22 protein-coding genes are annotated in these 21,707 nt (G+C 72.4%); 10 read left to right on the top strand and 12 right to left on the bottom strand.

The window, feature by feature from the left end:
- Positions 1-8: 8 nt before the first annotated feature.
- Complete coding sequence (locus IAG42_RS03010) at positions 9-1,232, bottom strand: sarcosine oxidase subunit beta family protein (RefSeq protein WP_188335445.1); 1,224 nt, start codon at positions 1,230-1,232, stop codon at positions 9-11.
- 177 nt (positions 1,233-1,409) lie between these two features.
- On the opposite strand from IAG42_RS03010, the gene IAG42_RS03005 reads away from it, so the two are divergent.
- A complete protein-coding gene (locus IAG42_RS03005) occupies positions 1,410-2,078 on the top strand; it encodes a GntR family transcriptional regulator (protein WP_188335444.1) in 669 nt (222 codons plus the stop codon).
- An 18-nt stretch (positions 2,079-2,096) separates the two neighbouring features.
- Here IAG42_RS03005 and IAG42_RS38300 read toward each other — a convergent pair whose 3' ends face one another.
- Complete coding sequence (locus tag IAG42_RS38300; RefSeq protein ID WP_262928302.1) at positions 2,097-2,222, bottom strand: hypothetical protein; 126 nt, start codon at positions 2,220-2,222, stop codon at positions 2,097-2,099.
- A gap of 58 nt (positions 2,223-2,280) precedes the next feature.
- Positions 2,281-2,865 carry a TetR/AcrR family transcriptional regulator gene (locus IAG42_RS03000; RefSeq protein WP_188335443.1) on the bottom strand — a complete coding sequence of 195 codons (585 nt, stop codon included), beginning with the start codon at positions 2,863-2,865 and terminating at the stop codon, positions 2,281-2,283.
- Positions 2,866-3,014: 149 nt separating this feature from the next.
- On the opposite strand from IAG42_RS03000, the gene IAG42_RS02995 reads away from it, so the two are divergent.
- Positions 3,015-3,866 (top strand): class I SAM-dependent methyltransferase, encoded by an 852-nt coding sequence (locus IAG42_RS02995; RefSeq protein ID WP_188335442.1) that lies wholly within the window; start codon positions 3,015-3,017, stop codon positions 3,864-3,866.
- 84 nt (positions 3,867-3,950) lie between these two features.
- Entirely contained in the window at positions 3,951-4,682 is a 732-nt protein-coding gene (locus tag IAG42_RS02990; protein ID WP_223205831.1) for a hypothetical protein, read from the top strand.
- Here the strand turns inward: IAG42_RS02990 and IAG42_RS02985 are convergent.
- Both IAG42_RS02985 and IAG42_RS02980 read right to left on the bottom strand, forming a co-directional pair.
- Positions 4,666-6,279 carry a flavin monoamine oxidase family protein gene (locus tag IAG42_RS02985; RefSeq protein WP_188335441.1) on the bottom strand — a complete coding sequence of 538 codons (1,614 nt, stop codon included), beginning with the start codon at positions 6,277-6,279 and terminating at the stop codon, positions 4,666-4,668. The two genes, IAG42_RS02990 and IAG42_RS02985, sit on opposite strands and share 17 nt — an antisense overlap.
- Before the next feature lie 47 nt (positions 6,280-6,326).
- The gene (locus tag IAG42_RS02980) at positions 6,327-7,853 is read right to left on the bottom strand and encodes an APC family permease (RefSeq protein WP_394811182.1); all 1,527 of its coding nucleotides are present in this window, start codon (positions 7,851-7,853) and stop codon (positions 6,327-6,329) included.
- A gap of 254 nt (positions 7,854-8,107) precedes the next feature.
- On the opposite strand from IAG42_RS02980, the gene IAG42_RS02975 reads away from it, so the two are divergent.
- From IAG42_RS02975 to IAG42_RS02950, 6 genes are all read left to right on the top strand, one after another.
- Entirely contained in the window at positions 8,108-9,181 is a 1,074-nt protein-coding gene (locus tag IAG42_RS02975) for a maleylacetate reductase (protein ID WP_188335439.1), read from the top strand.
- A complete protein-coding gene (locus IAG42_RS02970) occupies positions 9,178-10,074 on the top strand; it encodes a dioxygenase family protein (RefSeq protein WP_188335438.1) in 897 nt (298 codons plus the stop codon). Before IAG42_RS02975 ends, IAG42_RS02970 begins: the two co-directional genes overlap by 4 nt.
- A gap of 10 nt (positions 10,075-10,084) precedes the next feature.
- A complete protein-coding gene (locus tag IAG42_RS02965; protein WP_223205830.1) occupies positions 10,085-11,152 on the top strand; it encodes an Lrp/AsnC family transcriptional regulator in 1,068 nt (355 codons plus the stop codon).
- A gap of 164 nt (positions 11,153-11,316) precedes the next feature.
- Positions 11,317-12,783, top strand: a complete 1,467-nt coding sequence (locus IAG42_RS02960; RefSeq protein WP_188335436.1) for an amidase — start codon at positions 11,317-11,319, stop codon at positions 12,781-12,783.
- Positions 12,784-12,798: 15 nt separating this feature from the next.
- Positions 12,799-13,062 carry a hypothetical protein gene (locus tag IAG42_RS02955; RefSeq protein ID WP_188335435.1) on the top strand — a complete coding sequence of 88 codons (264 nt, stop codon included), beginning with the start codon at positions 12,799-12,801 and terminating at the stop codon, positions 13,060-13,062.
- Positions 13,059-14,486 carry a sodium:solute symporter family protein gene (locus IAG42_RS02950; protein WP_188335434.1) on the top strand — a complete coding sequence of 476 codons (1,428 nt, stop codon included), beginning with the start codon at positions 13,059-13,061 and terminating at the stop codon, positions 14,484-14,486. Before IAG42_RS02955 ends, IAG42_RS02950 begins: the two co-directional genes overlap by 4 nt.
- A gap of 48 nt (positions 14,487-14,534) precedes the next feature.
- Here the strand turns inward: IAG42_RS02950 and IAG42_RS02945 are convergent, their stop codons facing one another.
- Both IAG42_RS02945 and IAG42_RS02940 read right to left on the bottom strand, forming a co-directional pair.
- Positions 14,535-15,191, bottom strand: a complete 657-nt coding sequence (locus tag IAG42_RS02945) for an HD domain-containing protein (RefSeq protein WP_188335433.1) — start codon at positions 15,189-15,191, stop codon at positions 14,535-14,537.
- A 115-nt stretch (positions 15,192-15,306) separates the two neighbouring features.
- On the bottom strand, positions 15,307-15,948 hold the full coding sequence (locus IAG42_RS02940) for a maleylpyruvate isomerase family mycothiol-dependent enzyme (RefSeq protein WP_188335432.1): 642 nt from the start codon (positions 15,946-15,948) through the stop codon (positions 15,307-15,309).
- 70 nt (positions 15,949-16,018) lie between these two features.
- Here IAG42_RS02940 and IAG42_RS02935 point away from each other — a divergent pair, with 70 nt between their 5' ends.
- Complete coding sequence (locus tag IAG42_RS02935) at positions 16,019-16,477, top strand: MarR family winged helix-turn-helix transcriptional regulator (RefSeq protein ID WP_188335431.1); 459 nt, start codon at positions 16,019-16,021, stop codon at positions 16,475-16,477.
- 33 nt (positions 16,478-16,510) lie between these two features.
- Here the strand turns inward: IAG42_RS02935 and IAG42_RS02930 are convergent, their stop codons facing one another.
- The 5 genes from IAG42_RS02930 to IAG42_RS02910 all read right to left on the bottom strand — a co-directional run bounded on the left by IAG42_RS02930 (position 16,511) and on the right by IAG42_RS02910 (position 21,562).
- Positions 16,511-16,984: a hypothetical protein gene (locus tag IAG42_RS02930; protein WP_188335430.1), complete on the bottom strand. Its 474-nt coding sequence runs from the start codon at positions 16,982-16,984 to the stop codon at positions 16,511-16,513.
- 74 nt (positions 16,985-17,058) lie between these two features.
- Complete coding sequence (locus IAG42_RS02925) at positions 17,059-17,517, bottom strand: hypothetical protein (RefSeq protein ID WP_188335429.1); 459 nt, start codon at positions 17,515-17,517, stop codon at positions 17,059-17,061.
- A 58-nt stretch (positions 17,518-17,575) separates the two neighbouring features.
- Positions 17,576-17,782, bottom strand: coding sequence for a DUF5988 family protein (locus IAG42_RS02920; protein ID WP_188335428.1), 207 nt, complete (start codon positions 17,780-17,782; stop codon positions 17,576-17,578).
- Between the two features lie 217 nt (positions 17,783-17,999).
- Positions 18,000-19,955: a GMC family oxidoreductase N-terminal domain-containing protein gene (locus IAG42_RS02915; protein WP_188335427.1), complete on the bottom strand. Its 1,956-nt coding sequence runs from the start codon at positions 19,953-19,955 to the stop codon at positions 18,000-18,002.
- A 35-nt stretch (positions 19,956-19,990) separates the two neighbouring features.
- The gene (locus tag IAG42_RS02910; RefSeq protein ID WP_188335426.1) at positions 19,991-21,562 is read right to left on the bottom strand and encodes a long-chain-fatty-acid--CoA ligase; all 1,572 of its coding nucleotides are present in this window, start codon (positions 21,560-21,562) and stop codon (positions 19,991-19,993) included.
- Between the last annotated feature and the right edge of the window lie 145 nt (positions 21,563-21,707).

Genomic DNA, 21,707 nt, shown 5'->3' with positions numbered 1-21,707 from the left:
GGAGGGTCTCAGTGCGCGACGGCGGCGGCGCCGTGCTCGTCGACGAGGGCGCCGGTCGTGAACCGGTCGAGCGTGAAAGGCGCGTTCGTGGGGTGCGGCTCCCCGGTGGCGATCGTGTGGGCGTAGGCCCAGCCGACACCGGTCGTCGCCTTGAAACCGCCCGTTCCCCAGCCGCAGTTGAGGTACAGGTCCTCGACGGGGGTGAGGCCGACGATGGGGGAGGCGTCGGGCGTGGTGTCGACGATGCCGCCCCAGGTGCGCAGCATGTGGGCGCGCGCGAAGACGGGGAACAGCTCCAGGGCGGCCGCCATCTGCCGCTCGATGATGTGGAAGGCGCCGCGCTGCCCGTACCCGTTGTAGCTGTCGATGCCGGCGCCCATCACCAGCTCGCCCTTGTGCGCCTGCGAGACGTACACGTGCACCGCGTTGGACATCACGACGGTGGGGTGCACGGGTTCCAGGAGCTCGGAGACGAGGGCCTGGAGCGGGTGGCTCTGCAGGGGGAGGCGCAGGCCGACCATGGCGGCGAGCACCGAGGTGTGCCCCGCGGCGGCGAGCGCGACCTTCCCGGCGGCGATCCGGCCGCGCGTCGTGTTCACCCCGGTGACCCGGCCGCCGCTCACCTCGATGCCGGTGACCTCGCAGTTCTGGATGAGGTCGATGCCGTACGCGTCCGCGCGCCGGGCGAACCCCCAGGCCACGTAGTCGTGCTTGGCGATGCCCGCGCGCGGCTGGTAGGTCGCGCCGTGCACGGGATAGCGCACGTCGGGGCTGATGTTGACGATCGGGCAGACCTTCGCGACCTCGTTCGGCTCCAGCCACTCGGCATCGATGCCGTTGAGCTGGTTCGCGTACACGCGCCGCTTGCTGTCGCGCACGTCCTGGAGGTTGTGCGCGAGATTGAGGACGCCGCGCTGGCTGAACAGGATCGGGTAGTCGAGATCCTCCTCCAGCGTCTCCCACAGCTTGAGCGAGTGCTCGTAGATGCCGGAGCTCTCGTCCCACAGGTAGTTGGAGCGGATGATCGTGGTGTTGCGGGCCATGTTCCCGCCGGCCAGCCACCCCTTCTCCAGGACCGCGATGTTCGTGATGCCGTGGTTCTTGGCGAGGTAGTAGGCGGTGGCCAGGCCGTGCCCGCCGCCGCCGACGATCACCACGTCGTACGAGGGCTTCGGGTCGGCGTTGCGCCACAGGAATTCGGGGTGGTCGGGCAGGACGTCGCCGGGGGTCATGAGGACTCCTTGAAAGCCAGCATGCGACACACTGATATATCAGAGACGCGAGAACGCTAACCAGCGCCGGTGCGGGCCGTCAATGGTGCGGGAGCAGCTGTCCGCGGACTGATATATCAAGACGGTTCTGCGCTACAGTCGTCCCCCCGGAAGCGGGGCACACCGAAGGAGATTCGCATGGCCTCCGGAGCCGTGACGCAGGAGCAGCCGCACGGTCCGACACTCGCCGAGCAGGCGTACCGGACCATCACCGACCGCCTGGTCACCCTGCGGATCCGACCCGGCGCGCCGGTCCACGACGGCCGCCTCGCCGAGGAGCTGGGCCTCGGCCGGACCCCCGTGCGCGAGGCCCTGAAGCGACTGGAGACCGAGCGGCTCATCGTCTCGTACCCGCGCCGCGGCACCTTCGCCACCGAGGTCCAGATCGCCGACCTGAGCCACATCTCCGAGGTGCGCCAGCAGCTCGAACCGCTGGCCGCGTCGATGGCCGCACGCCGCGCCACCGCCACCGACCGCGAACGGCTCGCCGCGTACCTCACCCGCCTCGAATCCGCGTCGGGGGAGCCCGGCGCCGAGACCGAGCTGCTGCGCCTCGACATGGCCGTGCACCGTGCCGTCTACGCGGTCACCCACAACCCGTACCTCGAGGCCACGCTCATCGGCTACGACAACCTCGCCACCCGCATCTGGTGCCTGTTCATCGACCGCCTCGAAGGCCTCGACCAGCATGTGCACGAGCACGAGCAGATGCTCCAGGCGGTCATCGAGGGGGACGCGGCGAAGGCGTCCGCCCTCGCGGCCGAGCACGTCGACAACTTCGAGCGGGCCATCCGGGCGCTGATCTGAGGCTGCCCGCGGGCCCGGTCACTTCCTGCGGCGCCAGAACAGCCAGAGCCGGGCCGCCAGAAGACCGAGGACGACCACGCCGAACAGGACACGCAGCCATGGAGGCACCGCACCGGAATCGGGCAGATAGGCCAGGCTCCTCATCGGTCGGACCTCCGCTCGTGCATCCCGCGCCTCCGCTCCGTGTTCCGGTCCTTCCCGGCTAGCCTCCCACCAGCGCCCGGACGAGGCGCTGCACGGCGGGCCGCGGGTCGGGCGAACCGGGCCAGCTCGTCATCAGCAGATGGTGGGCCGTACCGACGATCGCGAGGGCCACGGAGTCCGCGTCGACGGTGCCCGCGACCCGCCCTGCGCCCTGCTCGGCCTTCAGGTACGCGGTGACGGCCTGCTGCATCGTCGCGTAGCCGGGCGCCCCGGCCTCGAGCGCCTCGCGGACCAGGAGCGCGGCGGCGGGCCGGGTCATGACCAGGCCCGAGATGCCGGGACCGCCGGCGTCGAACAGCGCCAGGGTGACGGCCTCCAGGTTCCCGGCCGGCGTACCCCGGCCGACGGACTCCGGCAGTTCCCGCGCCCGCGCCGCCGTCCGCGCGAACCGGTCGAGGCACAGCTCGGCCACGAACGCGTCGAACCCCGCGAAGTGCGCGTGCAGCAGGCCCTTCGCGCACCCCGCCTCCGTCGTGACGGCCCGGCTGGTGAGCGCCCCCGGCCCCTGACTCTCCACGACGCACTCCGCCGCCGCGAACAGCCGCTCGCGCACGTCCGGTGTCGCCACTCCGCGCGGTGACATGGCCCTCTCTTCCGCTCCGCCCCTGCCGCCCCTCGCTGTCGGCGCGGGGCGTCCCGACCTCCGAGCGTAGCCGTGATTGTCAGTTTGGGCATCTGCCCATACTGTTTGGGCACACGCCCATTCTTCGTGGCTCACCACAGGAGGCACCCGTGCGCGACATCGTCAACACCGAGCAGGCACAGGCATGGAACGGCCCGGAAGGCGTCCACTGGGCCCGGCACCAGGACCGCTGGAACGCAGTGAACGGAGGCTTCGACGAGCCACTCCTCGACGCCGCCGAGATCGCCACCGACGGCCGCACCCTCGACATCGGCTGCGGCGGCGGCCGCACCACACGCCTCGCCGCGCTCCGGGCACCCCAGGGGCACGCGCTCGGCCTCGACCTCTCCGGGCCGATGCTGGCCGAGGCCCGCGCGAGCGCCGAACGGGAAGGCGTCACCAACGTCCGCTTCGCGCAGGGCGACGCGCAGACCCACCCCTTCGAACCGGGCTCCTTCGACAGCGCGATCAGCCGCTACGGCGTGATGTTCTTCGCCGACCCGGTGGCCGCCTTCGCCAACGTGGCCCGGGCGCTGCGCCCCGGCGGACGCCTCGCCTTCGTCTGCCCCGCCGACGCCGCGCTCAACGAGTGGGTGACCGCGATGGCGACCCTGCGCGACCTCCTGCCCGTCGGCGACTTCGGCCGCCCGGGCGAACCCGGCATGTTCTCCCTCGCCGACCCCGACCGCGTCCGCGACCTCCTCGCCTCCGCCGGCCTCACCGGAATCACCCTCACCAGGACGGAGGCGTACGGAATCTGGGGCCACGGAGCCGAGGACGCGGCGGACTTCCTGCTCGGCACGGGCCCCGGCCGCCACCTCATGCAGCAGGCCGCCCCCGCCGCCCAGGAGGCCGCGCGGCACACCCTCACGAACCATCTGCGCGCCCACGAGACGAAGGACGGCACGGTCCGGCTGCGCAGCACGTCGTGGCTGGTCGGCGCCGTCGTCGGCGCCGGGTGAGGCCGACCGGGGTGCCCGTGACCCGCACCTGGCGGTGGCATCCTGGACGTATGAATGCGCACCGTCCCGAGTGAGGTGGGCGGCATGATCGATCTGGCGGCGCGGCTGTCCGGTCCGCAGGTGTCCCAGGGGGTGCCGCCCTGGCCGGGGCACGAGTACGCCAAAGGGTGGGGTGTGTTCGGGCTGCCCTTCGACTCCGGGCACGTCCTCGCGCTGCGCGTCTTCCCGGAGAGCTCGTTCGGCCCGTACCGGACCGTGTGGCACGGCACCCCCGACGGCCGGTGGTCCATCTACGTCGACGGACCGCGTCTCGACACCGCCTGCCCGAGGTACTACGGCCCGGCCTGCGAGCACACCGGCAGGGCCGCCATCCGCATCGCCTGGACGGGCCCGGCCTCGCTGCACGTCACGATGGACGCGCCCGCCCTGGAGTGGACCCTCACCGCCCGCTCCACCCCGGTGCTCACCGCGCTGAACGCCGTCGGGGCGGCCCTGCCTCCGGCGAGCTGGCGCCCGCGAGCCCTGGTGCGCTGCCGGGAACAGCTGGCCCTGGCCCTCGGGCTCGGCCGGTTGCAGATGCGGGGGACGATGCCGAGCGGGCACGTCGGCACCCTCATGCCGGGGCGCATGTATTACGTCGACGAGGCCCGCGCCGTCCTCGACGGCACGGACCTGGGCCGCCCGGCCCGCCTGGACCACAACCCCCGCATCGGCGACGTCCCCCTCCCGGCCCGCGGCATCCTGGCGATCGGCCAGGCCGCCTGGCGGGTCCGGGGCGGGAGCACCGGTCGCGGTGACGTCAGCGCACCGCCGTGATCACCTCCCCGGCCGCCCGCGCCCCCTCGGTCGCGCCGCCCTCCATGAAGCCCTGGAAGTCGTACGAACAGTGCTCGCCCCCGATGTGGACGCGGCCCTGGGCCACTGCCTCGTAGCCCGCGTAGCGGTGGAGGTAGCCGACGGGCCAGTACGAGTAGGCGCCCAGGGCGTACGGGTTCTTGTGCCAGGCGGAGAGCTGGGCCCGGCCCGTCCAGGCCGCCCGGGTGCCGGGGAAGACCTTGTCGATCTGGGTCAGATGACGGGCCGCCAGGTCGCGGACGTACGGGTCGTCCTCGAAGGCGAACGGGGTGGCCGGATCGAGGGACGCGGCCAGGGAACCTCCGCCGTACTGGATGAGGATGCCGCCCGTGCCCGGCTGGACCTTGGTGGTGTCCCAGGTCTGCTGGAAGTCGGCGTCCGTGAAGCAGTCCCCGGCCGAGACGCCCGGCCAGGCGCCGGTGCCCCGCCAGGGGCGGCTGCCGAACTGGAGGTTGAGCTTGCTGCAGTGGCCCATGCGGGCGTCGCGCAGCAGGCTCGTCATCCGGCTGTCGAAGCCGGCCCGGGACAGGTCGAGCCGCTGGAGCACGGGCAGGGGCACGCACAGGATCGTGTGGTCTGCGGTGACCGTGCGCGTGGTGCCGGAATCGGTGAAGGTGAGGGTCTGCGTGCCGTTCGTGTTCGCCGCGACCGCGGTCAGGGACCAGCCGTGCCGGACCGTCCCGGCGGGCAGCGCGGCGGCGACGGCGCGCGGCAACTGGTCGTTGCCGCCGACGACGTGGTAGCGCTCGTTGGACAGGCCCCAGATGTTGAAGTTGCCGGGATTGGTCTGATAGCCCATCAGGAGGACCAGAGCCAGGGCTGATTGGTTGGTGGTGTCGGCGCCGTACTCGACGTTGTACGCGACGTCGAACCACCGGCCGAGCGGCGACGCGTGACCGCCGGGCACCCGGGAGTCGATCCACTCGTACAGCGACATGTTGTCCAGGGCCGTCCCGGTGGGCGTGGTCTGGTTCCAGTAGACCTCGCCCGAGTTCTGCAGGTCCTGGTGCAGGGCCTGGTACACCGCCTTGAAGTCCTCATCGGCCTGCGCCCGGGGGTAGTAGGCGCCGTTGAACCAGAGGATCTCCTCGGCGCCGTTCGGCCCGCCGCCGAGGAAGTCCTCCAGGGGCAGGTTGAAGCGGCGGCACAGTTCCTGCATCTTCTTGTGGCTGGTGTCGATCAGCTCGCCGCCGATCTCGGACGTCTGCCCGTACGCCCAGTGCGCGCGCTGCGAGTACATCCGGCCCCCGACCCGGTCCGGGTGCGCCTCGTACACGGTGCAGCCCAGGCCCGCGTCCTGGAGGGTGAGGGCGGCGGTCAGGCCCGCGATGCCCGCGCCGACGACGGCGATCCGTGGAGCGGCGGCGGACGTGGCCGCTCTCGCTCTCGGGGCGGGCAGCGCGGCCGCGGCCACGCCGGTGGCCGCGGCGGCCTTCAGGACGGTACGGCGGGTCGCGTTCCGCTCGCGGAACTCGGCCACAGGGACACCCAGTTGCGCGGCGGCGTGGTGCTCGGCGGTGAGGTGGCGCAGGGCGTGCATCAGATGCGTACGGGCCATGGTGCGTACTCCCTCTCGACTGGCGGTGCCGGCTGGGTCCGCGTCGCTCACACGATCGCGGTCGTCCGCACGTCCTCCTCCCGCTCCTTGGCGTCCTCGAGCACGATGCGGCCGATCACCTCGTAGCGGTCCGGACGCCGGGACCTGAGGTAGAGGCCGAGGCCCAGGCCGCCGCAGAAGACGAGGCCGACGATCCACGGGATCGCCTTGAAGAACAGTGAGTCGGCCGCCGAGCCCGCGGCCGTCTCCATGTTCAGGACGAGCAGCACCACGACCGCGATCATGCCGACGCCGCCGAGGAGCGGGGCCAGGAACGTGCGGAACCAGTGCCGGTCCTCGGGGTGGTTGCGCCGGAAGTAGCCGATCACGGCGAACGAGCAGAGCGTCTGCACGATGAGGATGGCCATCGTGCCGAGGATGGCGAGCAGCGTGTAGAGGTGCAGATACGGGTCCTGGCCGGTGAGCCAGAACGCGGCGACGATCGCCACCGCGATGACCGACTGCGTGAACGAGGCGAGGTACGGGGAGCCGTGCCGGTGGTGGGTGCGGCCCAGGGCGGGATGCAGGAAGCCCTCGCGGCCGATCGCGTAGAGATACCGCGAGGCGCACTGGTGGAAGGCCATGCCGCACGCGAACGACCCGGTGATCAGCAGCCATTGGAACGCGTCGACGGCCCACGCCCCGATGAAGCTGTGCGCGGGGTTGAAGAAGAGATCCAGCGGGCTCGTGCTCGAGGACACCTTCACCGCCCCCGACAGGCCGTTGCCGGCGATCGTCATCCAGGACACGTAGATGTAGAAGATGCCGACGCCGACCACCGAGACGAGGGTGGCGCGCGGCACGACGCGCTTGGGGTCGCGGGACTCCTCGCCGTACATCGCCGTCGACTCGAAGCCGACCCACGACCAGAAGGCGAAGAACAGTCCGAGACCCGCGGAGGTGCCCGTGAAGGCGTTCTTGGGATTGATGGGCTCGACCGGGATGCCGTCGGGACCGCCGCCCTGGACGAGAACCGCCGTGGCGACCGCGAACAGCACCGCGATCTCGGCGATGAGCATGACGCCGAGCGCCTTGGCCGTGAGGTTGATGTCGAAGTACGACAGGGCCGCGGTGACCAGCAGCATGGCCGCGGCGTAGACGATCCAGGGGACGTCCCAGCCGAGCTGGTCGTGGACCGTCGTCTGCGCGAAGTAGGAGAAGACGCCGACGATCGACGCCTCGAACACGACGTACGCCAGCACGGCGAGCATCCCGGACGCCATCCCGGCGATCCGGCCCAGGCCGTGCGAGATGTACCCGTAGAAGGCGCCCGCGGCGGTGATGCGCTTGGCCATGGCGACGTAGCCGACGGAGAACACCGTCAGGACGAGCGTCGCGAAGAGATAGCCGGCGGGCGCTCCCGTGCCGTTGCCGAAGCCGACGGCGATGGGAAGGTTGCCGGTCATCGCGGTGATCGGGGCAGCCGTGGCGACGGCCATGAAGACCACCCCGACGAGCCCGACCGAGTTGGCTTTCAGCCGTTGGACCGGAGGATTCTGGTGTGCGCCGTTCGCCGCTGTTTCGGGCATTTTCATCCCTCTCTGGGGGCTGCCACTGCGAAATCCGTAGGTGAGAACGTGGTGCGCTTGCGGATGCGTCAGTGTGGCGGTGTGGTGAGCCGGGTCACAACGGACAGGGCGTCGTGCAATCCCCCACAGGGCGCGACGAGTTGTCGGGGCCGCGCGCGTCGTGGGGCGGCGCGGGCGGGACGGTGGAGAGTATGGGAGGGCGGCGGTGCCCCCCGCGGCGCCGGCCGCCCGCAGGTCCATCGCCGTGCCCAGGAGGCGTGATGCACACGTTCACCTACGACGCCCTGCCCGGGCGGATCGTGTTCGGCCCGGGCGCCGCCCGCCGGAGCCTGGGAGACGAGGTCGACGCCTTCGGCGCGCGCCGGATCCTGCTCGTCGCCGGAGGTTCCGCGACCGGACCGGCGCGTGACCTGTGCGCCCCCTTCGCCGACCGGGTCATGGCCGCGTTCACCGAGGTCCGCCCGCACGTCCCCGTCGAGACCGCCGAGCGGGCCCGCTCGGCGGCCGCCGGCGCCGATCTGGTGCTGTGCGTGGGCGGCGGATCCACGACGGGCACCGCCAAGGCCGTCGCCCTGACCACAGGGCTGCCGATCGTGGCCGTTCCCACCACCTACGCGGGCTCCGAGGTCACCCCGGTGTGGGGCCTCACCCAGGGCACCCGCAAGACCACCGGCACGGACCGCCGCGTGCTGCCCCGGACCGTCGTCTACGACCCCGAGCTCACCCTCGGCCTGCCGGCCGCGCTGTCGGCGGCCAGCGGCCTCAACGCCATGGCCCACTGCGTCGAGGCGTTCTGGGCCCCCGGGCGCAACCCGGTGTCCGGCGCCGTCGCCGAGGACGGCATCCGGCACCTCGCGGCCGGACTGCCCGGGCTCGCCGCCGACCTCGCCGGCGCTGACGCCCGTACGTCCCTGCTGCTGGGCGCCTACCTCGCCGGGTCGGCCTTCGCCGGCGCCGGATCCGGCCTCCACCACAAGATCTGCCATGTCCTCGGCGGCGCCTTCGACCTGCCGCACGCGCAGACCCACGCGATCGTGCTCCCGCACGTGGTGGCCTTCAACGCCGCGGACGCCCCCGAAGCCGTGGCCCGCGTCGCCGCCGCGCTCGGCAGGACCGACCCGGCGGCCGGACTCCACGACCTCGCCACGGAACTCGGCGTGCCCGCGGGACTGCGCGAACTCGGCCTCGCGGAAGGCGATCTGGACACCGTCCTCGGCGACATCCTCGCCCTCGCCCCCGCCGACAACCCGCGCACGGTCACGGCGGAGAACCTCGCCGGGCTCCTGCACGCGGCATGGACAGGAACGGCACCGTCGAGGGGGACCGACGCATGAACAGCGCGCACGAGAACGCGGCCGAACGGGAGCAGGCGATCACCGACGAGGTCCTCGCGGCCTTCAGCGCCACCGCCGACCCACGGCTGCGCGCGATCGTGCGGAGCCTGATCGGGCACCTGCACGCCTTCGCCCGCGAGGTCCGGCTCACCGAGGGGGAGTGGGAGGCGGGGATCGACTTCCTCACCCGCGCCGGCCACCTCACCGACGACCGCCGTCAGGAGTTCGTCCTCCTGTCCGACGTCCTCGGCCTGTCCACGCTGACCGCCGCCCTCGACGCGCCGGACGCCCCGGGAGCGACCGAGGCGACGGTGCTCGGACCGTTCTTCGTCGACGGCGCCCCCGAGATCCCCCTCGGAGGCGACCTCGCCCAGGGAGCTCCCGGCACCCCGTGCCATGTGTCGGGCCGGGTCCGCTCCACGGACGGCAGCCCGGTCGGCGGAGCGCTGCTGGACGTCTGGGGCGCCGACGAGGACGGCCTGTACGACGTCCAGTACCCCGGCGAGCGCTGTGCGGGGCGCGGGCGGCTGCGCACGGACGCGGACGGCGGCTACCGGTTCTGGACCGTGCTGCCGACGCCCTACCCGATCCCGCACGACGGCCCGGCCGGCGACCTCCTGACCGCCTGCGGCCGCGGCCCCATGCGCCCGGCCCACCTGCACTTCAAGGCCGCCGCCCCCGGCTTCCGCACCCTGGTCACCCACCTGTTCGTGGCCGGCGACCCCCATCTGGCCCGGGACGCCGTGTTCGGCGTCAGGGACAGCCTCGTCGTCGAGGCCGCCCACCACGACGACGGCACGGCACCGGACGGATCACGACGCCGGGGCGCCTGGACGAGCATGGCCTTCGATCTGGTCCTGGCACCGGACCATGGATCCGTACCAGGTCGCTAGGGTCGTTCCCGTGACGCACCCCGTACCGGCCACCAGGACCGCCCCCGCCGCCTCGCCCGCGCGCCCCTCCACCCATCCCGCCGTGCCGGACGGTGGGTCCGGCGGGCCGCTGGAGGGGCTGGACCGGCGGATCGTCGCCGCGTTGCAGATCGACGGGCGGGCCTCGTGGCGGCGGATCGCGGCGGCGCTGGGGGAGCCCGAGCGGAAGGTGGCGCGGCGCGGGCTGCGGCTGCTGGAGAGCGGGGACGTCGCCGTGCGGGGGCTCGTCATGCGGGGCGAGACGGTGATCCTGCGGATGACGTGCCGGCCGGGCACGGTGCGGGACGCCGCGGTGGCGGCCGCCCGGCGTCCGGACTGCATCTTCTCGTACGCGCTGGCCGGGCCGGTCGACTGCGTGGCCGAACTGCAGTGTCCGCCGGGCCGGTTGGCGCCGCTGATGCTGGACGAGGTCCCGGAGCTGCCGGGGCTGGTCTCGCAGAGCGTGTCCCCGGTGCTGCGGTATTTCCGCACGGTGCACGAGTGGTCGCCGGGGATCCTGGACGCGGACGAGGTGGAGGCGCTCGGCGGACAGCCCAGGGACGTGGGGCAGCCGGTGCCGCCAAGCATCGAGATCGGGCCCGAGGAGCTGGCGATCCTGGGGGCGCTCGCCGAGGACGGTCGCAGCACGTACGAGGACCTGGCCGCCGTCGCGGGCGTGTCCGTGGCCACGGCGCGGCGGCGCGTGGAGGTGCTGACGCGGGAGGGCGTCGTCAGCATCCGGGCCGCCGTCGAGCCCGCGCTGCTCGGCCTGCCGGTCGAGGCCCTGCTGTGGATCAAGGTCAGGCCGGACGAGGTCGAGAAGGTCGGCGAGCTGCTCGTCGCGTCGCCGCTCGTGCGGTACGCGGCCGTCGTGATGGGCGAGCACCAGCTGCTGGTCGACGTGACGCAGCCGTCGAAGACCGCGCTGCACGCGTTCCTGACCGAGTCCCCGTGGGTGCGGCACGTGGAGTCCGTGCAGTCCCATCTGGTCGTGGAGTCGTTCAAGCGCAGTGGTGTCGAGTTCCCCGGGGTCGATCACCAAGACGGGCGCGGTGACTGAAAACGTCAGTCGTGAATGCGTGGCGTCTTAAAAATTCATCAGTCATCAACCATTGACTGAAACGGTCATCGGCTCCAGTGTGGTGCACCACACGCTTCGTGCCCGCGGCCCCGTCCGGCCACCGCGGCGACGACGCTCCTCGTGCCTGCTGCCCAAGGAATGCCATGCCCGTATCCCCCGGCCCTGTCGCCCCCAGCTCGCCCGTGTCCGATTCCCCCGGCGAGGAGATCTGCGCACTAGACGCCGTCGACCTCGCGGCCCGGGTCCGGCGCGGCGAACTGTCGGCCCGCGAGGTCGTCCAGGCGCACCTCGACCGCATCGAGCGCCACAACCCGGCGGTCAACGCGATCGTCACCCTCGACGCGGAGGGCGCGCTGGCCGCCGCGGCCGCGGCCGACGAACGACAGGCCCGCGGCGAGGAGCTGGGCCCGCTGCACGGTCTGCCCATCGCCTTCAAGGACACCCACAGCACCCGCGGCATGCGCACCACGCACGGCTCGCCCCTCTTCGCCGACCATGTCCCGCTCGAGGACGAGCTGCTCGTCCGGCGCATCCAGGACGCGGGCGCCATCCGCATCGGCAAGACGAACGTCCCCGAGTTCGCGGCCGGTTCGCACACCTTCAACCCCGTCTTCGGCGCGACCCGCAACCCGTACGACCTGACGCGCTCCGCCGGCGGCAGCAGCGGCGGCGCCGCGGCCGCGCTCGCCGCCGGGTTCCAGCCGCTCGCCGACGGCAGCGACATGGGCGGCTCGCTGCGCAACCCGGCCTCCTTCTGCAACGTCGTCGGCCTGCGCCCCACCCCCGGCCGAGTCCCCTCGCACCCCACCGGCAACCTCTGGGACACCATGGGCGTCGCCGGACCCATGGGCCGCACCGTCGCCGACACCGCGCTCCTGCTGTCCGTCATGGCCGGCCCCGACCCCCGCGTCCCGATCTCCCTCGAGGAACCGGGCGCCGGCTTCCGGGCCCCGCTCGACCGCGACCTCACCGGCCTGCGCGTCGCGTACGCCCCCGATCTCGGCGGCCGGGTCCCCGTCGACCGCGACGTCCGCGAGGTCGTCGGACGCCAGGTGCGGGTCTTCGAGGACCTCGGCTGCGACATCATCGAGGACTGCCCCGACCTGGACGGCGCCGAGGACGTGTTCCGCACCCTGCGCGCCCAGGAGTTCCACCACGGGCTCGGCGCGCTGCTCGACAGCGACCGCGACTCCCTCAAGGCCAGCCTGGTCTGGAACATCGAGGAAGGCCGGCGCCTGACCGGCGCCGACCTGATCCGCGCCCGCAACGGGCACGCCCGCATCCACCTCGCCGCCACCGCCTTCTTCCAGCGGTACGACGTGCTGATCGCCCCGGTCAGCCAGGTCACCCCGTTCGCCGTCGAGTCGGAATACCCCACCGACATCGACGGAGAGCCGCAGCGCACCTACCTCGACTGGATGCGCTCCGCGTACTTCGTCACCGTCCTGGGCTCACCCGCCCTCTCCGTCCCCGCCGGCTTCACCCAGGCCGGGCTTCCCGTCGGCCTCCAGATCGTGGGTCCGCCCCGCGCCGAGAGGACCGTGCTCGAGACCGGCGCCGCCTACGAGGCGGCCACCGGGCACGGACGCCGTCGCCCCTCCCTCCCGTAGCCGTATGGAGCCCCGATGAGAAAACCGCACGTGCTCTGGGCCCTGGTGCCCGTGGTGGCTTTCCTCAGCACCCCCTTCCTGCCCTTCGTCAACGGCCCGCACCTCTGGCTGGGCATCCCCTCCGTCCTCGCCTGGTGCCTGTTCTGGACGGCCGGCACCACCGCGTCCCTCGCGCTCGTCGAACACTTCGCCCGGCACACGGACGACGACGAGGACGCCGACCCCGCCGACGCGAACGGACGCGCCGCGCACGACAGTTATGAGGAGGCCGTCGCGTGAACACCACCATGGCCATCACCCTCGTCGGCATCGTCACCATCGCGGTCGTCGGCATGACCGGACGCCGCCCCGGCCGCGGGGAGTTCGGCGAATGGACCGTGGGGAAGCGCAAGTTCTCCACCTTCACCACCTGGTTCCTCCAGGCGGGCGAGTCCTTCACCACCTTCAGCTTCCTCGGCCTCGCGGGCATCGCCTTCGGCGGCGGCGTCGCCGCGGCCTTCGCCCTCTGCTATCTCGCGATCAACTTCGTCCTCCAGTACTTCACCGCGCCGCGCATGCGGGAACTGGGCCGCAAGGGCGGCTATCTGACGCAGGCCGACTTCTTCACCGACCGCTTCCGCAGCCCCCTGCTCGGCAAGGTCGTCGCCGTCGTCGGTGCCGTCTTCCTGCTGCCCTACCTCCAGCTCCAGATCACCGGCCTCGGCCTCATCGTGCAGCTCGCCACCGGCAGCCGCACCGGCGGCAACCTCAGCATGGTGCTCGCCACCGTGCTCACCGTCGCCTTCGTCCTGTGGTCCGGCATCCGCGGCATCGCCCGCGTCGCCTACCTCAAGGACGCCCTGATGATCATCGGGCTCGTGGTCCTGATCGCCGGCGTGGCCCTGTCCGTGAACGGCGGCATCGGCGGCCTCTTCGAGACCGTGCAGGACAGCCACCCGAACCTCCTGACCTTCCATCAGGAAGGCTACGACGCCACCTTCTTCGTGACCGCCGTCATCATCTCCGGGCTCGGCGGAGGCCTCGGCACCATGGCCCACCTGTGGCCGCCGGTCCTCGCCGCCGGGAGCGGACGTGCCCTGCGCAAGAACGCGATCTGGCTGCCGCTCTACCAGATCGCCCTCGGCATCCCCGTCATCGTCGGCTTCGCCGGGGTCCTCCTCGTCGAGCAGGGCTCGGCGCCCAACGCGGTCGCCCTGACCCTCGCCGGCCAGACCCTGCCCGGGTGGCTCGTCGGTGTCGTCGCGGTCGCCGCCGCCTCGGCCGCCATGGTGCCGTCCGCCGCCATCGTCGTGGGCATCTCCAGCCTGCTGTCCCGCAACCTCCTGAGCGCAGGCAACGAGCGCGCGCAGCTGCGCACCAACCACCTCTGTGTGATCGCCGCCGCCGGACTCGCCCTCGTCCTCGGCCTGACCCGGCCCGGACTCCTGTCCGACCTGCTCCTGCTCACGTACGGCGGCCTCACCCAGCTCGCCCCGGCGATCGTCATGGGCCTGGCCAGGAAGGTCCGCCTGGACGCCGTGCCCGCACTGCTCGGCATCCTGACCGGCGTCGGCCTCCTGATCTGGCTCACCTTCGGGGGAGTGGACGTCGGCACCTTCGACACGGGACTCATCGCCCTCGTCCTGAACGTGGCGGTCACGGCCGTCGCCCAGCTGGTGGTGCGCTCCCGGTCCGCCGCCCCGGTCCCGGCCGAGGCGAACTGAACGGCCGCCGGCCGCGCGCGGTGTGGGGCCGCGCGCGGCCGGCGGCAGTCACTCCCCGGGCGAGGTCCGCGCCCATCCGCGCTGCTCGCCCTCGTCGATGAGGCGCCGCCCGGCCTCCCACAGCGAACCGGAGGCGTCCCCGATCACGGCTTTGCGGGCCCGGACGTCGTCGGCGGTGACGCCCGGGGTGCGCCATGTGCCGCCGCGGGCCATCCAGTTGAGGAGCAAGGGCTGCAGCCGGTCCATCGCCTTGGCGAACCGGGCCTCCGGCGTGCGGCGTTCCTCGAACTCGTCCCAGAGGGCCCGCATGCGCCGCGCCTGGTCGTCCGGGAGCAGACCGAAGAGTTCGTCGGCCGCCGCGGCCTCCCGCTCCTCCTGGTCGGCCCCGGCGGCACTGTCGTACAGCGGGGTGTCGCCCGCGTAGATCTCGACCAGGTCGTGCACCAGGACGAGCTGGACGGTGTGTCCCACGTCGACGGGCCGGTCGGAGTGTTCGGCGAGGACGCCGACCATCATCGCCAGGTGCCACGAATGCTCCGCGTCGTTCTCCCGGCGGTCCGCCGCGGCGAGCGGAGACTGCCGCAGCACGGTCTTGAGCCGGTCCACCTCGACGAGGAACGTGAGTTGGGCGCGCAGCCGTTCGTCCAGGCCGTCCGGGAAGGGCGTCTTCTCCGCGAGCAGCTTCCGGCGGGGTTCATCGCTCATGCGTTCATCGTGGCAGGCCCCGAGCCGACGGCGCCTGCACGTGGCGGACGATCTCGTGGACCTCCGTTGCCGGTGGCCGGGGCGACGAGGTGGTACGCGCCGTACGAGGAGGTCCTCAAGCCTGCGGATCCGAGGCCCGGAGACGGTCGGCGCCCTCGCCGCGCAAGGCGGGCAGGGAGACGGTGCGGCCGGTCGACAGGAGGAGCAGGGCCAGCGCGGGGCCCGCGATCTCAGGCCCGTCGCCGGTCTCCCAGTCGGTGTCCGTGGCCCGCAGCGTGAAGCCGGCCAGGCGGCGCCCGGCGTGGAACGGCCAGCCCATCGCCCAGACCCGGCGCAGGCCCTCGCGGCTGTGCTCGGCGGGCACGGGAAAGGACCGGCCGAGCGGGAGGGCGATGTCCTGGCCGTGGACGATCGCGTCGAACAGCGCGTTGCGTGTGTCCAGGACCTTCGCCGTCCGCCGTGTGCCCGCGTGTTCCCGGATCGTGGCGACCAGGTCCGCCGGTGCGCGACGGCCGTGCCGGCGGGCCAGCGCCGTGTTGATCCGGTCGGGGTCGAAGCGGGCGCGCGGGGCGGCCGCCAGCATGTCCCAGGTGGTGATGGTGGGGACCAGGGCCAGGTGCCCGGCGACGTCCCGCACCCGCCAGCCCCGGCACAGCGATTCCCGCTCCCATTCCGCGGGGCTCAGATCCTCCAGCAGGTCCGCGATCCGCAGTCGGGTGGCGCGGACCGCCGACCAGTACGGGGCCGAGTCGTCCATGACAGCCTCCAAAGGTCCGAACCTCGGACTATTTTAGTACGAGATTCGGACCTTCTGCAATGATGGCGGCATGACGGACGACGAGGTCGGTGCCAGCGACGAGGGCGAGCTCAACCTGGGCCTCCTGATGTTCATCCCGTACCGCTTCATGGAGTCCGCGGTGATGGACGCCCTCAAATCGGCCGGGCACGACATCTCGCTCACACAGGCGCGCGTCTTCCAGCGGATCGGCCCGGACGGCTCGCGCCTCGCCGAACTGGCCGAGGCCTCCCAGGTCAGCAAGCAGACCATCGGTTCCATCGTCGACCAGCTCGAACGCGCCGGGTACGTCCGACGCGCACCCGACCCGCGCGACGCGCGTGCCCGCCTCGTCAGCCTCACCGACCGGGGCCACGAACTCGTCGCACTGAGCCTGCCGGTCGTCCGCGACGTCCAGGACCGATGGACCGCCCACCTCGGCCCCACGCGAACCAGGCAACTGCGCCAGGCCCTGGAGGCGCTGCGCGAGATCAGCGACCCGCACCGCTGACGTCCGATCCGCTCGCCACACTCGCCGGCGGTGTCACGGGCTGAGCCAGCTCTCCCGTGACCGCCTGCGCGGCCGCCGGATCTTGCGGCCGGTGACCAGGGCGAGGGACGTGGCCGCGAGCGCGAACAGCACCACCGCCCAGATCACATGCGCCGTCGTGTCTCCGTGGGTGAGAGTGAAGATCCCTCCGGCGATCGAGCCCAGGGCCAGGCCGAGCGCCGGGGGCCAGCGGTCGGTCACCAGGCCCATGATCGCGACCACCACGGCAGGGAGCCCCAGGACGAAGAAGGTGACCGACGCCACCCAGTGGTAGGGGGCGTCGACCAGGCAGCCGCCGCGCGGTCCCCGTACGCAGTCGTCCGGGAGTTCCACGGCGTACGGATCGATCCACGAGTCCACGGTCGCCCAGGCGATGGCGAACATGACGGCCGCACCGACGACGATCCACCACGGCTTGCGCCACGTGTCCTCGATGTCCCCGCCACCCGCCGGACCCTGACTGCTCATCCTGCCTCCCCCGCACACGAGCCGACCGCGACTATACGACGATCAACTCGCGTGCCCGCGCCCCCGCGCGTCCGTCACTCGGTCTCCGAGCGGCGCTGGTCGAGCGCCGTGTTCTCGTCGTCCTCCTCCGGCACGGGCAGCGGCTGGCGGCAGGGTGTGGACGTGTCCGGATCCGGGGCCCGATCGCTGATCGCCCGCGCTCGGTCGCGGGCCTCGGCCAGCGTGGCGACGGAGGTGGCCAGGAGGCGGAAGGGTGCCGGGTCCCGGAACTCGACACAGACGACCGGCCGGCCGTGCCGGATGGCGACGAAGTCCGAACCACCCTCGTACGTGCGCGTGCCGATGCACCGCGTCCCGGCGGTCCAGCGGCCCTTGTGCGGGACCCCGCGCAGGGCGCGCCACCAGGAGGGCTCCACCGTCACCCGGCTCACCGAGCCGAGCGGAGCGCGCACGTCGCCCCTGCGTGCGGCCGCCCTCTCGCGCAAGGACAGGTGCACGACCACCTCGTCGCCCTCGACGAACATCCGTGCCATCACTGGACTCCACCTCCATCGTCGCGCGGGAGGCGGCGGATGTCACGGGAAGGGGCCGCTAGCCGGGCAGTTCCGTGCGCTCCCACCACTCGTAGACCGGCAACGCACCCTCCGGGGTGTCCTGGTCACGCGTCGTGGGCCGGAAATGCTCGTACCCGCCGCGAAAGGCGATCTTGATGTCTTCTCCGGGAGTGGACACGGAGACGATCCGCTCGGGGAGATCGTCGGGCCCGCCTTCGAGAACTGCTCTGGTCGCATCGCTCATCCCGGCATCTTCGACGCGGCCGGACGCGACACGCCCAAGACGCGCCGACGGGCCCACCGCGCATTCACACGTCCGGCCAGACCGCGGGCCACCGGTCGCGCTTCACCGGCCGCTGCGCCCGGGTGTCGCGTCTCGGCCGAAGATCCGGCCCCGCTCGCCGACCGCCAACACGGCTGTCCCGCAGGGGAATTACCGCGAAGCAGCCGTACCGCGCCGGCTACCGGCCGAGCCGCTCCGCCAGCCTCGTGGCGTTCATGTGGGCGATCGCCTCGATGGAGATCATGGGGTTCACCCCCGACGAGGTGGGGAAGCAGGACGCGTCGGCGACCACGACGTTGGGAACCTCCCAGGTCGCGCCGTCGGGGTCGGTGGCGCTCGTGTTCCGGGAACCGCCCATGCGGGCCGTGCCCATGATGTGCAGCGCCGCGATCGCGCAACGGCCCGGACCGTATCCGGCGGTGCGGCAGGCGGCGACGAAGTCCTCGTACGTGCCGCTGCGGCCGGGCTCGTAGGCGGGGCCCGACTGATGGGCGGACCGGACGCGGCGGGCTCCGGCGGCGGCCAGGATCTTGGTGGCCCCCTCGATCCCGGCGTGCAGATGCGCGGCGTCGTACGCCGAGAGCCGGTAGTGCGGGACGGGCTCGCCGTCGCGCGCCACCTTCACGACACCGCTGTCGCGGTCGCGGGTGATGACGCCGACGCCCGCGGTGCGGCCGAGGTCCTTCAGGGCGTCGAGATGGGCGGCGGCGCCCCGCCAGTTCATGAAGCCCTGGAGGGCGGCCGGGTTGCCGGGCCCGGTCTCGTAGATGACGCCGTGGCCGCGGCCGTCCAGGTCGCTGTGCTCGCGCGAGTACCGGGTCTGCATCCCGCCCTCCCAGGGGCGGATCTCCTCGTCGAAGACGCCCCACACGGCCGTGGCCGGATGCAGGCGCAGATACCGCCCGATGTTCGGGTCGGTGAACCCGGAGCGGCGCAGCAGGGCGGGCGTCTGGACGGCGCCGGCCGCCACGACGACGGCTCGGGCCCGCACGCTCACGGAGTGCCCGGAGGAGGTCACGGCGCGGACGCCGACGGCGCGGCCCTGCTTCACGTCGATCGTGCGGACGGCGGTGTCGACGACCAGGCGCGCGCCCGCGGCCTCCGCGTCGGCGAGCCAGGTCTTCGTGACGGACTGCTTGGCGCCGAGCCGGCAGCCGTATCCGCAGCGCCCGCAGTCGGTGCCCGTGTCGCAGCCCACGACGTTGCGGGGCATCGCGTCGACGTGCCAGCCGAGGGCGCGCAGCCCGCGCTCCATCACGGCGTCGCGGGCGGACGCGGCGCTGTGGTCGCCGTTCACGGACAGCCGGTCCGTCACCGCGTCCAGCGCCTGCGTGTACTCCTTCTCCGCGAACTGTGCGGCTCCCAGACCCGCCCACTCCGTCCGGATCTCGTCCGGCGTTCGGAAGGAGGTGGTCCAGTTGACGACTGTCCCGCCCCCCAGGCAGGAACCCGCGACGAGGGAGACCTGGCCCTCGGCGGTGGCCGCCGGGCCGCCCGCGTAGAGGCGGGTGAGCCCCGAGTGTTCGCCGCCGTCGAAGTCGGCGTCGTCGTAGTACCCGCCGCGCTCCAGCACGACCACGTCGAGCCCGGCACCGGAGAGAACGGCCGCCGCGGTTCCGCCCCCGGCGCCGGAGCCGACCACGACGACATCGCAGTCGAACGTCGTGTCGGCCGTCGGCGACACGGGAGAGAGACGGGGGAGCGGGGCGTCCGGCCGCGTGCCCAGGGGGCCGGGGTAGCCGATGGCCTCCCAGACCGGCGAGGTGCCGGTGGGGCCCGGCGCCAGGAGGTACGCCGAGGTCGCCAGGGAACGCAGGGCCTGGAACAGCACCCGCTTTCGCTCGGACGGTGCGTCGCCCAGGCGGAGCAGCAGTTCTTCGCGGGCGGCCGGCGTCAGGTCCGAGAACCGGCGCCCGCCGGTGCCCAGGAACAGTCCGGCCGCCCTCGTGTTCCACAGGCCGAGCAAGGTGGTGAGCTGCTTGCGGTCGGCGGCGCGCGGCAGGGCGCGTACGAGGGACTCGGCGACGGGCACCGCGCCGAGCGCGCCGGCGGACGGGATCGCCGCGCCGTCCCCCGGGGCGAAGGTGTCGCAGATCGCGGTGAGCGCCGCCCGCCGGCGGGAGTCGAGCTGCATGGGACCGTCCTCCGAGGTGGGTTCGGCTCGGGCGTTCAGGCCCGTCGCGCCTGCTGCTCGTCCTGGGTGCGCAGCGCGTGCTTGACGACCTTGCCGCCCGCGTTGCGGGGCAGCCCGTCACCGACGGCGAGGTCCTTGGGCATCTTGAACGACGCGATCCGTCCGTCGAGAAACTCGGTCAACTCCCCGAGGGACAGCGACGCTTGGGGAGCGAGGGTGACGTACGCGACCGGTACCTGGCCCCAGCGCTCGTCGGACCGGCCGATCACCGCGACCTCCAGCACCGAGGGATGCCCGGCGATGGCGTTCTCCAGCTCGGCGCAGTAGATGTTCTCGCCGCCGCTGATGATCATGTCCTTCTTGCGGTCGACCACCCAGACGAAGCCCTCCTCGTCCATCCGGACCAGGTCGCCGGAGTGGAACCAGCCGCCCTCGAAGGCCTCCGCGGTCTCCCGCGGCTTGTGCCAGTACCCTCGCGTCACCGTCGGACCGCGGTAGACGATCTCGCCGACCTCGCCGACGGGTACGTCGTTCATCGCCTCGTCGACGATGCGGTACTGGAGGGTCGGGATCGGGCGGCCGACCGAGCCGAGTTTGCGCAGCGAGTCCCTGCCGCGCAGGACGCAGGTGATCGGCGAGGTCTCGGTCTGGCCGAACACGGCCACGTTCAGGGCGTCGGGGAACGCCTCGCCCATGGCGCGCAGGGTCGCGTCGCTCGCGGGCGCGGCGCCCCAGCTGATGACCCGCAGCCTCAGGTCCCGTTTGTCGATGTCGGGCTGGGCGCAGAGCAGGTCCCACTGCTGCGGCACGTTGAACACCACGGTGGCGCCCTCGCGTTCGTACGCGTCGAGCACGGCCTTCGGGTCGAAGGCGCCGAGCGGGTGGATGACGACGGTACCGCCGACCAGGATGTTCGCGACGATCGAGCCGAGGCCCGCGATGTGGAAGAAGGGCGCGGTCAGGAAGCCGACGTCGGAGTCGTCGAAGATCTCCATCGCCCGGATGCAGGTGATCGCCTGCACCTGCATGTTGCGGTGCGAGAGCAGCACACCCTTCGGCCTGCCGGTGGTGCCCGAGGTGTACATGATCAGCGCCGTGGCGTCCTCGGGGACGTCCGGCAGTTCCATCGGCTCGTGCGCGGCGAGAAGGTCCTCGTACGCCAACTCGCCCTCGCCCGCGCCGCCTTCTCCGATCACGACGACGGTGCCGATCGACGCCGCGGCCGGGACCGAGCGGAGCAGCGGCAGGAGCTGGGCGTCGACGACCAGGGCGGAAGGGGTGCAGTCGGCCAGGATGTACCCCAGCTCGAGCGGGGCGAGCCGGAAACTGAGCGGGACGGCCATGGCGCCCAGGCTGTTCGCCGCCAACACGCTCTCCACGAACCATGGGTGATTGAGCGTCAGCAGGGCCACCCGGTCGCCCTCGCCGACGCCCCGGTCGGAGAGCGCGGCGGCCAGTCGCAGGGACCGGCGCGAGAGTTCGGCCCACGTCGTGGTCTCCCCGAGGTGGCGCAGCGCGGGCTTGTCGGGCCGCATGGCCGCGTGAGTGGCCGTCTGTGCCATCCAGTGGTGCCGGAAGGACCAGGCGGGAGCCGTATCGGTGGACATGCCACTCCTCAGGTTCCGGGCGGGCGGGGCGGGGCGGAACGGGGTGGGGCGCGAGCGAGGGCCATTATGCCCGCGCGGGCATCGCCCAAGAAGCCCTTTGTTAATGGAAAATCACATGGGATGTGAACGGCGCGTCACGTGAGGG

This window comes from Streptomyces xanthii, from assembly GCF_014621695.1.
GTDB classification, from domain to species: Bacteria; Actinomycetota; Actinomycetes; order Streptomycetales; family Streptomycetaceae; genus Streptomyces; species Streptomyces xanthii.
This window is presented reverse-complemented; position numbering and strand designations above follow the sequence as displayed.

What these genes read in the sequence shown, in the direction of transcription:
- IAG42_RS03010 (WP_188335445.1), bottom strand. Translation starts at nt 1,232, where the DNA reads ATGACCCCCGGCGACGTCCTGCCCGACCACCCCGAATTCCTGTGGCGC.
- IAG42_RS03005 (WP_188335444.1), top strand. Translation starts at nt 1,410, where the DNA reads ATGGCCTCCGGAGCCGTGACGCAGGAGCAGCCGCACGGTCCGACACTC.
- IAG42_RS38300 (WP_262928302.1), bottom strand. Translation starts at nt 2,222, where the DNA reads ATGAGGAGCCTGGCCTATCTGCCCGATTCCGGTGCGGTGCCTCCATGG.
- IAG42_RS03000 (WP_188335443.1), bottom strand. Translation starts at nt 2,865, where the DNA reads ATGTCACCGCGCGGAGTGGCGACACCGGACGTGCGCGAGCGGCTGTTC.
- IAG42_RS02990 (WP_223205831.1), top strand. Translation starts at nt 3,951, where the DNA reads ATGATCGATCTGGCGGCGCGGCTGTCCGGTCCGCAGGTGTCCCAGGGG.
- IAG42_RS02985 (WP_188335441.1), bottom strand. Translation starts at nt 6,279, where the DNA reads ATGGCCCGTACGCATCTGATGCACGCCCTGCGCCACCTCACCGCCGAG.
- IAG42_RS02980 (WP_394811182.1), bottom strand. Translation starts at nt 7,853, where the DNA reads ATGAAAATGCCCGAAACAGCGGCGAACGGCGCACACCAGAATCCTCCG.
- IAG42_RS02975 (WP_188335439.1), top strand. Translation starts at nt 8,108, where the DNA reads ATGCACACGTTCACCTACGACGCCCTGCCCGGGCGGATCGTGTTCGGC.
- IAG42_RS02970 (WP_188335438.1), top strand. Translation starts at nt 9,178, where the DNA reads ATGAACAGCGCGCACGAGAACGCGGCCGAACGGGAGCAGGCGATCACC.
- IAG42_RS02960 (WP_188335436.1), top strand. Translation starts at nt 11,317, where the DNA reads ATGCCCGTATCCCCCGGCCCTGTCGCCCCCAGCTCGCCCGTGTCCGAT.
- IAG42_RS02955 (WP_188335435.1), top strand. Translation starts at nt 12,799, where the DNA reads ATGAGAAAACCGCACGTGCTCTGGGCCCTGGTGCCCGTGGTGGCTTTC.
- IAG42_RS02945 (WP_188335433.1), bottom strand. Translation starts at nt 15,191, where the DNA reads ATGAGCGATGAACCCCGCCGGAAGCTGCTCGCGGAGAAGACGCCCTTC.
- IAG42_RS02940 (WP_188335432.1), bottom strand. Translation starts at nt 15,948, where the DNA reads ATGGACGACTCGGCCCCGTACTGGTCGGCGGTCCGCGCCACCCGACTG.
- IAG42_RS02935 (WP_188335431.1), top strand. Translation starts at nt 16,019, where the DNA reads ATGACGGACGACGAGGTCGGTGCCAGCGACGAGGGCGAGCTCAACCTG.
- IAG42_RS02930 (WP_188335430.1), bottom strand. Translation starts at nt 16,984, where the DNA reads ATGAGCAGTCAGGGTCCGGCGGGTGGCGGGGACATCGAGGACACGTGG.
- IAG42_RS02925 (WP_188335429.1), bottom strand. Translation starts at nt 17,517, where the DNA reads ATGGCACGGATGTTCGTCGAGGGCGACGAGGTGGTCGTGCACCTGTCC.
- IAG42_RS02920 (WP_188335428.1), bottom strand. Translation starts at nt 17,782, where the DNA reads ATGAGCGATGCGACCAGAGCAGTTCTCGAAGGCGGGCCCGACGATCTC.
- IAG42_RS02915 (WP_188335427.1), bottom strand. Translation starts at nt 19,955, where the DNA reads ATGCAGCTCGACTCCCGCCGGCGGGCGGCGCTCACCGCGATCTGCGAC.
- IAG42_RS02910 (WP_188335426.1), bottom strand. Translation starts at nt 21,562, where the DNA reads ATGTCCACCGATACGGCTCCCGCCTGGTCCTTCCGGCACCACTGGATG.